The organism is uncultured Nocardioides sp. (assembly GCF_947488025.1).
GTDB lineage: Bacteria > Actinomycetota > Actinomycetes > Propionibacteriales > Nocardioidaceae > Nocardioides.
Map to the genome: position 1 here is coordinate 138,516 of NZ_CANKYS010000007.1, position 12,976 is coordinate 151,491.

General features: G+C 71.8%; 10 protein-coding genes. 4 read left to right on the forward strand and 6 right to left on the reverse strand.

The annotated features are described in order from the left end of the window. The first annotated feature begins 3 nt into the window (after nt 1-3). On the forward strand, nt 4-1,686 hold the full coding sequence (locus Q1B24_RS13240; protein WP_299929244.1) for a hypothetical protein: 1,683 nt from the start codon (nt 4-6) through the stop codon (nt 1,684-1,686). A gap of 110 nt (nt 1,687-1,796) precedes the next feature. Here the strand turns inward: Q1B24_RS13240 and icmF are convergent, their stop codons facing one another. From icmF to Q1B24_RS13255, 3 genes are all read right to left on the reverse strand, one after another. Continuing rightward, the gene (gene icmF, locus Q1B24_RS13245) at nt 1,797-5,021 is read right to left on the reverse strand and encodes a fused isobutyryl-CoA mutase/GTPase IcmF (RefSeq protein WP_299929247.1); all 3,225 of its coding nucleotides are present in this window, start codon (nt 5,019-5,021) and stop codon (nt 1,797-1,799) included. A 145-nt stretch (nt 5,022-5,166) separates the two neighbouring features. Further along, nucleotides 5,167-5,658 (reverse strand): MarR family transcriptional regulator, encoded by a 492-nt coding sequence (locus tag Q1B24_RS13250; protein ID WP_299929251.1) that lies wholly within the window; start codon nt 5,656-5,658, stop codon nt 5,167-5,169. 11 nt (nt 5,659-5,669) lie between these two features. After that, nucleotides 5,670-6,428, reverse strand: coding sequence for a helical backbone metal receptor (locus tag Q1B24_RS13255; RefSeq protein WP_299929255.1), 759 nt, complete (start codon nt 6,426-6,428; stop codon nt 5,670-5,672). Nucleotides 6,429-6,484: 56 nt separating this feature from the next. Between Q1B24_RS13255 and Q1B24_RS13260 the strand changes: the two genes are divergently transcribed. Further along, entirely contained in the window at nt 6,485-7,621 is a 1,137-nt protein-coding gene (locus Q1B24_RS13260; protein ID WP_299929257.1) for an aldehyde dehydrogenase family protein, read from the forward strand. Here the strand turns inward: Q1B24_RS13260 and Q1B24_RS13265 are convergent. Next, the gene (locus Q1B24_RS13265; RefSeq protein ID WP_299929260.1) at nt 7,549-8,001 is read right to left on the reverse strand and encodes a hypothetical protein; all 453 of its coding nucleotides are present in this window, start codon (nt 7,999-8,001) and stop codon (nt 7,549-7,551) included. The two genes, Q1B24_RS13260 and Q1B24_RS13265, sit on opposite strands and share 73 nt — an antisense overlap. A 294-nt stretch (nt 8,002-8,295) precedes the next feature. Here Q1B24_RS13265 and Q1B24_RS13270 point away from each other — a divergent pair, with 294 nt between their 5' ends. Next, nucleotides 8,296-8,574 (forward strand): DUF4212 domain-containing protein, encoded by a 279-nt coding sequence (locus tag Q1B24_RS13270; RefSeq protein WP_299929263.1) that lies wholly within the window; start codon nt 8,296-8,298, stop codon nt 8,572-8,574. Then, nucleotides 8,571-10,271 carry a sodium:solute symporter family protein gene (locus tag Q1B24_RS13275; protein ID WP_299929266.1) on the forward strand — a complete coding sequence of 567 codons (1,701 nt, stop codon included), beginning with the start codon at nt 8,571-8,573 and terminating at the stop codon, nt 10,269-10,271. The genes Q1B24_RS13270 and Q1B24_RS13275 overlap by 4 nt, the downstream gene beginning before the upstream one ends. 113 nt (nt 10,272-10,384) lie before the next feature. Here the strand turns inward: Q1B24_RS13275 and Q1B24_RS13280 are convergent, their stop codons facing one another. Together Q1B24_RS13280 and Q1B24_RS13285 are read right to left on the reverse strand one after the other, a co-directional pair. After that, nucleotides 10,385-12,256 (reverse strand): putative nucleotidyltransferase substrate binding domain-containing protein, encoded by a 1,872-nt coding sequence (locus tag Q1B24_RS13280; RefSeq protein ID WP_299929269.1) that lies wholly within the window; start codon nt 12,254-12,256, stop codon nt 10,385-10,387. 62 nt (nt 12,257-12,318) lie between these two features. Then, nucleotides 12,319-12,972: a hypothetical protein gene (locus tag Q1B24_RS13285; RefSeq protein WP_299929272.1), complete on the reverse strand. Its 654-nt coding sequence runs from the start codon at nt 12,970-12,972 to the stop codon at nt 12,319-12,321. Between the last annotated feature and the right edge of the window lie 4 nt (nt 12,973-12,976).

The window sequence follows — 12,976 nt, forward strand, 5'->3', positions numbered from 1 at the left end:
ACGGTGACGGACCCGGAGATCGAGTACCGGCGGTTGGTGTCGGGCGACGCTCCCGCCGTGCGCGCCGTGGTCGATGCCCTCGACGGCGTGCTGCACACCCTGGTCGGGGTCCGGGAGGACCTGACCGCCGCCGCAGAGGTCCCGGTCTGGTCGGGGCTGGCCGCGATGGCGTTCGCCGCGCGGGCCTCGGGTCTGCGGCAGGGGCTCGGGGTGACCCGGGCGGTGCTGGTGCGTGCGCGCGGCGCCCTCGAGACGGCTGCCTCGGCCTACGAGTCCGCCGAGGACCAGGCCGAGCACTACATCGCCTTCTGGCGCAACCGGCCCGCGGGCCTTCCGCCGGCGGTCGAGGAGATCTTCGCCCGCGTCGTCAACGCCCGCTTGCTCTCGGTCGGCTCCTCCTACAACCAGCAGCTCGCTGCCGTGGAGGCGGTGCTGCGCGGCGAGGACGTCGACCTCGACGACCTCGACGACGAGACCCGGAAGTGGGTCGAGGAGGGGATGGCGAAGAACGAGGAGTGGCTCGACGGCAACAACAGCGACCTCGGACCGATCATCCCCAACACCGCCGCCACCGGCGACGGCCGGGGCTGGATCCCGCAGGGCCTGGGCTACGACCCGAGGACCGGGACGCTGCTCCAGTCGTACTACACCAAGGACGACGAGGGGCACGGCGACGCGTCCTACCTCGCGCTCATCGACGAGGTGACCGGCGCCGAGGTCGGCGAGGTGACCCTCGGCGACACCCATCTCGATGCGGACGGCAACCCCGTCAGTGGCGGCAAGCCCACGCACGCCGGCGGTGTCAGCGTCCGGGGAGACGACGTCTACGTCGTCGACAACGGCGAGGTCTACACCTACTCCCTGGCAGCTCTGCAGTCTGCACCGCGCGGCGAGACCGTGCCGCAGAAGGCGCCCCCGCAGACCGGCCTCGACGGCGGGTCGTACTCCGCGGTCAAGGACGGGAGGCTCTACCTCGGTGACCACGAGAGGGACGAGCTCTACGTCTACGAGCAGGACTCCTCCGGGCAGTGGGTGAAGGTCGACACCGTCGACACGCCGCCCCACTGCCAGGGAGTCCTGGTCCGCGACGGGGAGTACATCTTCAGTGCCTCCTCGGGCCGCCACGAGGACCACAGCCAGCTCTACGTGCAGGACCTCGACGGCAACCGCAGCGAGCCCTACGACCTGCCGAGCATGTCGCAGGGCGTGGTCGAGGTCGACGGCCAGCTCGTCGTGACCTACGAGTCGGGAGCCGAGGAGTTCGACCACGCGATCACCGGGACCTCTGGCTGGTGGTGGCTGCGCGACGACTACGGCGACCTCTGGGCCAACCCCCACATGACCCGCACCCCACTGTCCGAGCTGGGTCTTTCGGAGGACGTCGACGTGGAGCCCGGCACCCTGCTGGGTGCGGCCGCCGAGCTCTCTGCGCTCGTCGGGCCCGTGAAGGCCGCGGCCGACGAGGTCCGGGGCCTGCGGGTCCCGGCCGGGGCGCTCGGCGAGGTGCCACGCGCCGCCACGCTCGCCGCGACGGTCGAGGGCCTGCTGGGTGCTGCCGCGAGCAGCCTGGGCACGGGCGCCAGCGCGATCTCGGCGGCGGCGGAGCTGCTCACGACGACCTCGCACGACTACGCGCGCACCGACGACCACGTGGCCGGCGGATTCCGGGGCGTCACGCCCGGCTGAGCCCGGTGCCCCGGTGAGGTTTCGAGCCGCCCGTCGCGACCTCGTTCCTCGCTCGCGGGGCTCCCTCAACCTCTTCGCGTTCGCGTCCTCGCTGCGCTCATCCGCGAGGCTCAGACGTTCCTTCGGTACTGGCCCCCGACCTCGAAGAACGCCTCGGTGACCTGCTGGAGCGAGCAGACGCGGGCCGCGTCCATCAGCACGGCGAAGACGTTGTCGCCGGAGATCGCGGCGTCCTTGAGCCGGGCGAGCGCCTCCTGCGCCTCGACACCGTGCGCGGCCTGGAAGGAGCGCACCCGGGCGAGCTGCGACTCCTTCTCGGACTCGGTAGCCCGCGCCAGCTCGACCTCCTTGGGCTGCGCGTCGGCCGCCGACTCCTTGACGAAGGTGTTGACGCCGATGATCGGCAGCGAGCCGTCGTGCTTGCGGTGCTCGTAGAGCATCGACTCGTCCTGGATCCGGCCGCGCTGGTAGCCGGTCTCCATCGCGCCGAGCACGCCGCCGCGCTCGTTGATCGAGTCGAACTCCGCCAGCACCGCTGCCTCGACGAGGTCGGTGAGGTCGTCGATGACGTAGGAGCCCTGGAGCGGGTTCTCGTTCATCGCCAGCCCCCACTCGCGGTTGATGATGAGCTGGATCGCCAGCGCGCGGCGCACGGAGTCCTCGGTCGGGGTCGTCACCGCCTCGTCGTACGCGTTGGTGTGGAGGCTGTTGGCGTTGTCGTAGATCGCGATGAGGGCCTGCAGCGTGGTGCGGATGTCGTTGAAGTCCATCTCCTGCGCGTGCAGCGACCGGCCGCTCGTCTGGACGTGGTACTTCAGCTTCTGCGAGCGCTCCGAGGCGCCGTACTTCTCCTTCATCGTCACCGCCCAGATGCGGCGGGCGACGCGGCCGAGCACGCTGTACTCGGGGTCCATGCCGTTGGAGAAGAAGAACGACAGGTTCGGCGCGAAGTCGTCGATGTCCATGCCGCGCGCGAGGTAGGCCTCGACGTAGGTGAAGCCGTTGGCGAGGGTGAAGGCGAGCTGGCTGATGGGGTTCGCCCCGGCCTCGGCGATGTGGTAGCCGGAGATCGAGACCGAGTAGAAGTTGCGGACCTGCCGCTCGATGAACCACTCCTGGATGTCGGCCATCATCCGCAGGCTGAACTCGGTGGAGAACAGGCAGGTGTTCTGCCCCTGGTCCTCCTTGAGGATGTCGGCCTGCACGGTGCCGCGCACGTTGGCGAGGGCGTACGCCGCCAGCTGGGCGCGCTCCTCCTCGCTCGGCTCGCGGCCCTCCCGCTCGGTGAACGCGTCGACCTGCTGGTCGATCGCGGTGTTGAGGAAGAACGCCAGCACCGTCGGGGCCGGCCCGTTGATCGTCATCGAGACGCTGGTCGTCGGCGAGACGAGGTCGAAGCCGTCGTAGAGGGCCTTCATGTCGTCGAGCGTCGCGACGGAGACGCCCGAGGTGCCGACCTTGCCGTAGACGTCGGGGCGCGGGTCGGGGTCGCGGCCGTAGAGCGTGACCGAGTCGAACGCCGTCGACAGGCGCGTCGCGTCGTTGCCCTCGGACAGGATCTTGAAGCGGCGGTTGGTGCGCGCCGGGTCGCCCTCGCCGGCGAACATGCGGGCGGGGTCCTCGTTGTCGCGCTTGAACGGGAAGACGCCGGCGGTGAAGGGGAAGTAGCCGGGCAGGTTCTCGTTGCGCCAGAACCGCACCAGCTCGCCGTGGTCGGTGAACCGGGGGAGCGAGACGCGCGGGATCTTGTTGCCGCTCAGCGACTCCCTGGTGAGCTTGGTGTGGATCTCACGGTCGCGCACCACGACGACCTGCTCGTCGCCGGAGTAGGACTCGACGATCGCGGGCCAGCGCTCGACCTGGTCGGCCACCTCGTGCGGGACGGCCTTGCGGGCCGACTCGAGGAGCTCGGCGACCCGGCCCAGGTCGCCGTCGGCCAGCTGGTCGGCGACGTGCTGCACGCGCTGCAGGTGGCGCGCCGCCTCAGCGAGCTCGGACGTACGCGCGTGGTAGCCGCGGACCGTCTCGGTGATCTCCGAGAGGTAGCGGACGCGGTCGGAGGGCACGACCTGCCGGATGCCGGAGGAGTGGCGTACGTCGACGTGGGGGAGCGTGCCCTCGCTGACCTCGAGGCCGGCGCCGGCGAGCTCGACGCGCAGGTGCTGGTAGAGCGCGGTGACGCCGTCGTCGTTGAAGGTCGCGGCGCTGGTGCCGAAGACGGGCATGTCGTGCGGCTGCTTGCCGAAGGCCCCGCGGTTGCGGACGAGCTGGCGCCCGACGTCGCGGAGCGCGTCCTTCGCGCCCCGGCGCTCGAACTTGTTGATCGCGACGCTGTCGGCGAAGTCGAGCATGTCGATCTTCTCCAGCTGCGAGGCGGCGCCGAACTCCGGCGTCATCACGTAGAGCGAGTGGTCGACGAGCGGCACGATGCCGGCGTCGCCCTGGCCGATGCCGGGCGTCTCGACGATCACCAGGTCGTGGCCGGCGGCCTTGACCACGTCGATCACGTCGGCGAGGTGCTCGGGCACCTCGTGCGCGCCGCGGGTGGCCAGCGAGCGGAAGAAGACACGGTCGCCGTCGAGCGAGTTGGCCCGGATCCGGTCGCCGAGCAGCGCGCCGCCGCCCTTGCGGCGGGTCGGGTCGACCGCGATGACCGCGATCCGCAGCTTGTCCTGCTGGTCGGTGCGGAAGCGGCGCACGATCTCGTCGGTGAGACTCGACTTGCCCGAGCCGCCGGTGCCGGTGATGCCGAGGACGGGTACGACGCGGCGCGCGGCGGCGCGGCGTACGTCCTCCAGCAGCGACTCGTCGAGGCGTCCGCCCTCCGCGCCGGTGATCGCGCGGGCCACGGCGAACCGGTCACCCGAGAGCACCTGCTCGGCGGTGACCTGCCGGTCGGCCCAGAGGTCGATGTCGCAGTCGGCGACCACGGAGTTGATCATCCCGACGAGGCCCATCTTCTGGCCGTCCTCGGGAGAGAAGATGGTGACGCCCGAGTCGCGGAGCCGCTGGATCTCCTTCGGGACGATGACGCCGCCACCGCCGCCGACCACGCGAACGTGGCCGGCGCCCGCGGCGCGCAACGACTCGACGAGGTACTCGAAGTACTCCACGTGGCCGCCCTGGTAGGACGACACCGCGACGCCCTGCGCGTCCTCCTCGAGCGCCGCGTCGACGACCTCCTGCACGGAGCGGTTGTGCCCGAGGTGGATGACTTCGCAGCCCTGGCTCATGAAGATCCGCCGCATGATGTTGATCGACGCGTCGTGCCCGTCGAACAACGCGGACGCCGTCACGAGGCGGATCGGGTGGGTGGGCGTGTGCAGGTCGGCCATGGACAGATAGTAGGACATCCAACTAACTACTCGCGAGTCACGAGCCGGCCGCCATCGGTATCTAGGGACGAACTGGTAGGTGATGGGCGCCCGAGAGCTACGAAAACGTCCCTAGATAGGCGGCAGGGCGGGACGGTGGCGGGGGTCAGGAGCCGTCGCCGAGCCCGGTGCGCAGCGTCGTCAGTCGCTCGGTCAGCTCGCGCACCTCGCCGCCGGGCAGCCCGGGCGCCTCGAACACCTGGCCGTTGAGGGCGTCCGTCGCCTCCTCGACCGCCTCGCGACCGGCGTCGGTCAGCACGGCGCGTACGACGCGCTTGTCCTCGTCGCTGCGCACGCGCTCCACGTAGCCCTGCGCCACGAGCCGGTCCACGGCGTTGGTGACGCTCGTCGGGTGCACCTGCAGCAGCGACCCGAGCCGCGACATCGGCATCGCGGCGCCGCGGCTGAAGGAGAGCAGCCGCAGCACCTCGTAGCGGGCGAACGTCAGCCCGCGCGGGCGGAGCACCCCGTCGATGCGCTCCATCAGCAGCTGCTGTGCGCGCACGAGCGAGGTCACCATCGCCATCCCGTCGGCGGCGTCGCCCCAGCCGTGGGCCACCCACTGCCGGTGGGCCTCGCTGATCGGGTCGCGGGTCATGGGAGGGGAGGCTACTCAGGCAGGCCGGTCAGCACGGCGTGCGCCTCGACCATCGCAGGCCCGTACCAGGTCAGCAGCCGGCCCGACACCAGTCGCGTCGGCGTGCGCAACGCCTCCGGGCCGTCGTCGGCGGTGAAGACATAGGGCTCGTCCGGGAGCAGTACCACGTCCGCGCCGGCGGCGTCGATGTCGTCGGGGGTCACCGTCGGGTAGCGCCCGTCGTGCCCGGCCGGACCGTGGGCCAGCACGTTGGTGAGCCCGGCCCGGGTGAGGAGGTCGTCGGTGTAGGTCGGCGACCCGACGACCATCCACGGGTCGCGCCAGATCGGGACCGCGACCCTCAGCCGCGACGGCGCAGGCGGGCCTCCCCACAACCCCCATGCGTCGTCGAGCCACTCCGGCAGGGACAGCGCCAGCGCCTCGTCGAGCAGCCGCGTCATCGAGGCGAGCGCCTCCTCGACCGTCTCGATCCGCGTCACCCACACGGCGATGCCGGCGTCGCGCAGGCGGCGTACGTCGAGCTCGCGGTTCTCCTCCTTGTTGGCCACGACCAGGTCGGGGGAGAGGGCGCGGACCGCCGCCAGGTCGGGGTTCTTGGTGCCGCGCACGCGGGTCACGTCGAGGTCGGCGGGGTGGGTGCACCAGTCCGTCGCCCCGACCAGCCGGTCGGGTGCGCTTGCTGCGATCGCCTCGGTGAGCGACGGCACCAGCGAGACGACGCGACGGGCCGGGCCGGGCAGGGGGACGTCGGCCCCGAGGTCGTCGCGCATGGACCCGAGGCTAGCCACTGCCGGGTCCGGGCAGGTCGACGTGGTGAGGTTGTCCCATGAGCAAGCACGCCCGGGCCCGGGGGCTGCCGGTCGACGGCAGGGAGCAGCCCACCGCCGACGGCTGGACGTTCCCGGCCCGCAACCCGGCGACGGCCGAGCCGCTGTGGGACGTCCCGGATGCCGGGGTCGCCGACGCGCGCGACGCGGTCACGGCCGCCCGCCGCGCCTTCGACGCGACGCAGTGGAGCACCGACGCCGACCTGCGCGCCGACGCCGTACGACGCCTCGCCGCCGCCGTTGCCGACCGGGCCGACGAGCTCGTGGCCCTGATGGCGGCCGAGACCGGCGTGCCGGTCGCCCTGCGGTCCACCCACCTCGACGACGCGATCGCCGCGATGACGTGGTCGGTGGCCGAGCAGCGCGAGCCCGCCGGGGTGACCGCCGTGGTCACGCCCGCCACCTCGCCCCTGGCCGTGGCGCTCGCGGAGGTCGGCCGGGTGCTCGGCGCCGGTGGGACGGTCGTGCTGAAGCCCGCTGCCGAGGCCGCGACCGCAGCGATCGAGCTCGGCCGGATCGCCCTCGACGTGCTGCCGCGCGGGGTGCTCAACGTCGTGACCACCCGCGACGTCGACGTCGCCATCGCGCTCACCCTCGACGAGCGCGTCGACGAGGTCTCCCTCACCGGGTCCCCCGTCGTGGCCGAGCGGGTCCGGGTCGCGGGGGAGCGGGCCGGCACGCGCGTACGCCTCGACGTCGGCGGTCCGCGCCCGGTCCGGGTGGGCGACGACGGGGACCTCGGAGCCGTCGTCGCCGCGGCCGCCCGCGCCGTCGCGGCCAACGCCGGTCAGGGCTGCCGCCTGCCGTCGAGCGTCGTCGTACCCGTGCACCGGCACGCCGAGGCACTGCAGGCCGCGGTGACGGCGATGCAGGACGTCGTCGTCGGCGACCCGGCCGACCCCGCCACGCGCTGCGGGCCGCTGCGATCGGCGGTCGCCCGCGACCGGGTGCGTCGCTACGTCGACCTCGGCCGCTCCGAGGGCGGCGACGTCGCCCTCGGCGGCAGCGTCCTCGACCGCGACGGGTGGTGGTTCGCCCCGACCGTGATCGGCGGGCTGTCGCGTCAGTCCCGCCTGGTGCGCGAGGAGGTGCTCGGGCCGGTGCTCGTGGTCGTCTCCGACGGGCGGAACAGCTGAGCAGCCGCGGTGGCGCCGAGCACGCCCCCGCCGAGCACCAGCACCAGGCCGGGGCCGGGGACCCAGCCGCTCATGCCGACCAGCGTGAGCAGGTGCACCACCTGCCAGACGGGGAGGACCACCGCCACGACGGCGAAGATCGTCGCCTGCACCGCCGCCACCCGGCGCAGGGGGATCAACGCCCCCGCGAGCCCGAGCATCGCCGCGTAGAACGTCCACAGTCCGGCGCCGCGAGCGCCTGAGACCGAGCCGACCGCAGTGTCGATCCAGGGGAGGAAGGAGCCGAGGACGACCATCGCGACCGCGCCGGCCAGCCGACGCTTGGCCGGGTCGGGCCCGCGCCGCACCCGGGTCGCGCTCGTCGCCGTTGCACCGCTCATGGGGGGACTGTACGGAACGGCGTGGCCGAGTGGGCGGCGCCGACGGACGATCGGGTGCCGTCACACGCGACGAACGGCGGTCCGTGACGCGACGAACGGCCGGTCCTGCGCGACGAACGGCGCCGAAGCCCCGGCTGGGCTGCGCCAGCCGACCCCGTCGCGCCACCGGTCGACGATTTCCGACCGCTCGCCGAAAACTGTGACCCCCGTCACATGAGTGCCTTGACCCGCGTGTCGAGCCGCTGTTGTGCTGCCGGGCAGCCAACTCCGAGTCGTCAGCCAGTGGAGGACACCGTGGATGAACACCAGCGCCGGGACTACTGGCGCCGAAACCTGAGATTGATGGCCGTGCTGCTCACGATCTGGGCGCTCGTGTCATTCGGTGCGGGTATCTTGTTCGTGGAGCCCCTCAACGAGATCGTGATCGCCGGCTTCCCGCTGGGCTTCTGGTTCGCCCAGCAGGGCTCGATCATCACGTTCGTGATCCTGATCGCGGTCTACGTCACCCGGATGGACAAGCTCGACGCCGAGTTCGGGATCGACGAGTACGAGGAGGAGGTGCACCACTCGTGAGCGACATCCAGACCTGGACCCTCATCTTCGTGGTCCTCACGTTCAGCATCTACATCTTCGTCGCCTACCGGAGCCGGGTCAGCACGACGTCCGGCTTCTACGTCGCCGGAGGCGGCATCCCGGCGCCCGCCAACGGCGCGGCCATCGCGGCTGACTGGATGAGCGCGGCCTCTTTCATCTCCATGGCCGGCATCATCGCCTTCGCCGGCAACGGCTACGGCGGCTCGGTCTACCTCATGGGCTGGACGGGCGGCTACGTGCTCCTCGCGCTGCTGCTGGCCCCGTACCTGCGCAAGTTCGGCAAGTACACGATCCCGGACTTCGTCGGCGACCGCTACAACGAGACCGCACGGATGGTGGCGGTGGTCGCGGCCATCGTCGTCTCCTTCGTCTACGTCGCCGGTCAGATGGCCGGCGTCGGTCTCGTCTTCACCCGCTTCCTCAAGGTGGACACGACCACCGGCGTCGTCATCGGCATGGCCATCGTGTTCTTCTACGCCGTCCTCGGCGGCATGAAGGGCATCACCTGGACCCAGGTGACGCAGTACTCCGTGCTGATCATCGCCTACCTGATCCCCGCCGTCGCCGTCTCGGCCAAGGTGACCGACGTGCCGATCCCGCAGATCGGGTTCGGCACGATCCTCGCGGAGCTCGATGCGCTGCAGACCGACCTCGGCATTTCGGAGTACACGGCCGCGTTCGGCAGCACCAACATGCTCAACATGCTGCTGATCACCGCGGCGCTGATGTTCGGCACCGCGGGCCTGCCCCACGTGATCGTCCGCTTCTACACCGCCAAGAGCGTGCGGGCCGCGAGGTACTCGGCACTGTGGGCGTTGTTCTTCATCGCCCTGCTCTACACGACCGCCCCGTCGGTGGCGGCCTTCAGCAAGCTGCAGATCATCCAGGACATCGAGGGCACCCAGCTCTCGCAGGTCCCCAGCTGGTTCAACACCTGGGCGGACGTCGGCCTGATCACCCAGGCGCCCGAGGCGCCGGGCGCGGTCGGTGCCCCGATCTCGGAGCTGCCCGGTGACACCGTGCTGAGCTACTCCGACGTCTTCGTCAACAACGACATCATCGTGCTCGCCTCGCCCGAGATCGGCGGTCTCCCCGCCCCGATCGTCGGCCTCGTCGCAGCCGGCGCGCTGGCGGCGGCGCTGTCCACGGCGTCTGGCCTCCTGCTGGTCATCTCCAGCTCGGTCGCCAACGACGTCTACTACAAGAAGATCAACCCGCAGGCCACCGAGGCCCGGCAGCTCCTGGTCGGCCGCATCGCCATGGCCGGCGCGATCGTGGTCGCCGGATACCTCGGCATCAACCCGCCCGGATTCGTGGCCCAGGTCGTGGCGCTGGCCTTCGGGCTCGCCGCAGCGAGCTTCTTCCCGATCCTGGTGCTCGGGATCTTCTGGAAGAACTGCACGGCCATGGGAGCGACGGCGGGCATGCTCGCCGGACTCCTCACGACGATGGCCTACATGCTGTGGACGATCGACATCTACGGCAACGGCGAGGGCATCTTCGGGATCCTGGAGACCGGCTTCGGCACGATCGGGATGCTGATCAACTTCGCGGTGACGATCATCGTCTCGCAGTTCACCCCGAAGCCCAGCCCGCTCATGCAGGAGCTGGTCGAGGAGATCCGCTACCCCGGCAAGACCGAGCTCGTCGCGCAGCACGCGCAGGGCGACGTCTGACGGAGCGCGGCAGCAGCGTCGGCGCCGGGGTGGTCACCACCCCGGCACCGACGTCGTCGTTCAGCGGCGTCGGCGCAGCCAGGTCCTGACGCTCAGGGTCAGCGGGCCGGGCGTCATGTCAGCTCGCGGACGGGATAGCGCTGCGCGATGGCACCCTGGGCGGACCGGATCACGCCGAACGCGTCCCTGAGGTGCCGCTGCTCGAAGTGGCTGAGCACCGACGGGTCGACCCAGTTGTCGGCCGGTCTCCCTGCGCGGACCTGCTCGACCTGGTGGCGTAGCCGCAGGTGGGCGAGGAGCTCCCACGCGTCGCGCAGGTCGGCTCCCAGCGTGGGGCTGAGGCGACCGGCGGCCACGGCGTCCTCGAGCCGGGCGAGGGTCGACGTCGCTTCCGACCCGCACGCCAGCCCGTGCAGCCGCGCGATCTCGACGATGGTGTTGATCCCGCTCCGCTTCACGTCGAGCGTGTCGCGGTGCTCGCCGGACCGGTCCACGACCAAGCCGCGGAAGAACCCGAGCGGCGTGTGGTGCGACGCCGCGGCGGCGGCCAGGTGGGCCAGGAAGATCGGCGCGCCCTGTGCTGCCCGGCGCTGGACGGCGACCAGCTCGGCGGTCAGGCTCGGGTCGCCGTACTGGTGCCGCAGGTCGAAGAACACGCTGGCCTCCAGGATCGCCTTCGGGCCCGGCGTGCCGACCCAGCGCGCCACGTGGCCGCGCCAGGAGTCGAGGGGCTGGCGCCACCGGGGATTCGTGGCCATCTTGTCGCCCCGGCACCGCCGGTAGCCGACGGTCTCCAGCCCGCTCGCGACCAGCTCGGCGAGCTCGCGGAACCAGGGCGCGTGCAGGTCGGAGCGGTAGTCGTCGTGCAGCAGCAGCGCATGGTCCTGGTCGGGGGCGAGGGCCTGCTCGAAGCGTGCGCGCGAGCCCAGGGTCAGCCAGGCGTACGGCACCGGTGGCGCGCCGAGCTCGGCCTCGGCGAGGGCGATGAGTCGCTGCTCGATCGCGTCCCCGACGGCGGTGACGACCCGGCCGGCGTCGTGGGCGGACGTGCCCTGTCTGACGAGCCCGACGACGACCCAGGGCAGCCGGTTCGCCAGCTCCGCGACCGCGGCGACGTCCGGCGCCTTGGTGAGGTCGCCGACGAGGAACACGGGGTTGGCCTGCTGGAGCCGGAGCAGGTCGGTGGCCGTGACCATGCCGGCCGGTCGACCGTCCTCGACCACGGGCAGGTGGTGGATGTTGCGGCGCACCATCTCGAGCAGGGCCTCCAGGGCCGGGGCGTCGGGGCGGGTCGTCGCCGGGTACGGCGTCATGACCGCCGACACGGGGCTCGCCGGGTCCACGGCGGCGGCCAGCACCCGGGTGCGCAGGTCGCGGTCCGTCAGGATGCCGACGAGGCCCTGGCCGTCGGTCACCAGCACCGAGGAGATCTGCTCCGCCGACATCAACCGCGCAGCCTCCAGGACGGAGCCGTCGGCGCGGATGCTGACGGGTGCGCGGCCCACGAGGTCGCCCACGGTGCTGGACAGCACCGATCGCTCCGCGCCGGTCACGTCCCGCCGTTGCCGGGCGACGGCCTCGCGCAGCCGTCCGGCGCGATGCTCGAAGAAGGCCGCGAAGTCGGCGTGCCCCGCGCGGAGCTGGTGGAACAGGTCGGCTCGGATGGCCAGGACCAGGGTGTCCTCGATTGCGCGGACGGTGACCGGCTGTGGAGCTCCGGTCGCCAGCGCGGCGCCGCCGATGCAGGTCCCGGCCGCGCCCCGCTCGACCAGCTCGTCGTCGCGGTTGCGGAGCTCGACGGCGCCCGACCTCACCACCAGCAGCTCGACCGGGGTGCTGCCCTCGGCCAGCACCACGGTGCCGCGGCGGTGGTAGCCCACACCCAGTCGGGGCGGGATCGACTCGAGGACGGCAGCAGGGAGGGAGTCGAACGGTGCGTGGGCGGCGAGGAAGTCCCGGATCTCCGCGAGCTCGACGTGGGGCACCTACCCATCATGGCGCGAAGAGGTGCTCGCGCCGGTGCTCATGGTCGTGGCCGACGGCTCAGTCACTCCTCCCCGAGGTGCGGGTCGGCCAGCAGGTACTGCGTGAGCTTCCCCTGGTGGGTGCGGTCGTGGTGGCGCACGGGCTCCGGGACCATGCGCCCCTCCGCGGCATCCCAGAAGCGGTCGACCCGCCGGGCCACGGCACGGGCGAGGTGACCCGCCACTCCCTGGTGCGGGATCCACGGGTGCGGGCGGGTGGGCGAGGCGAGCTCGGCGTGGTGGAGGCGCGCGCCGAGGTCCTCGGTGCCGTCGTCCTCGTCGAGCAGCGCCTCGGCGAGACGGCGTTCGAGGGCGAACACCGCGTCGATCTCGCGGTGCACCTCGGCCCAGATCTCGGGCCAGGGTCGGGTCAGGGCGTAGGTGGAGCCGTAGAGCCTGGCCTTCACCTGGGCGAGGGCCTCCTCGTAGGTGCGGCTGGCGATGAGGTAGTCGTGGGCGAGGTCGTGGCCACCGGGGAGGTCGCGCACGAGCGGCGCGATCGCGTCGACCATCGCCGCGTTGTGGCGGCTGGCCATGGCGAGGAAGGTGTCGATCGCGGTGTAGTGGTCGCGGGGGTGGCGCCGGTCGCCCCGCGCGCTGCTGGCCAGGGCGAGGCGGTGCCGGAGGTCGTGGTGGGTCGTTTCGAGGTCGTGGGCGAGCGTGATCACGGCGATCATCTCC

Coding starts and splice junctions, on each gene's coding strand:
- icmF (WP_299929247.1), bottom strand. CDS start 5,021: ATGGCCGACCTGCACACGCCCACCCACCCGATCCGCCTCGTGACGGCG.
- Q1B24_RS13250 (WP_299929251.1), bottom strand. CDS start 5,658: ATGACCCGCGACCCGATCAGCGAGGCCCACCGGCAGTGGGTGGCCCAC.
- Q1B24_RS13255 (WP_299929255.1), bottom strand. CDS start 6,428: ATGCGCGACGACCTCGGGGCCGACGTCCCCCTGCCCGGCCCGGCCCGT.
- Q1B24_RS13260 (WP_299929257.1), top strand. CDS start 6,485: ATGAGCAAGCACGCCCGGGCCCGGGGGCTGCCGGTCGACGGCAGGGAG.
- Q1B24_RS13265 (WP_299929260.1), bottom strand. CDS start 8,001: ATGAGCGGTGCAACGGCGACGAGCGCGACCCGGGTGCGGCGCGGGCCC.
- Q1B24_RS13285 (WP_299929272.1), bottom strand. CDS start 12,972: ATGATCGCCGTGATCACGCTCGCCCACGACCTCGAAACGACCCACCAC.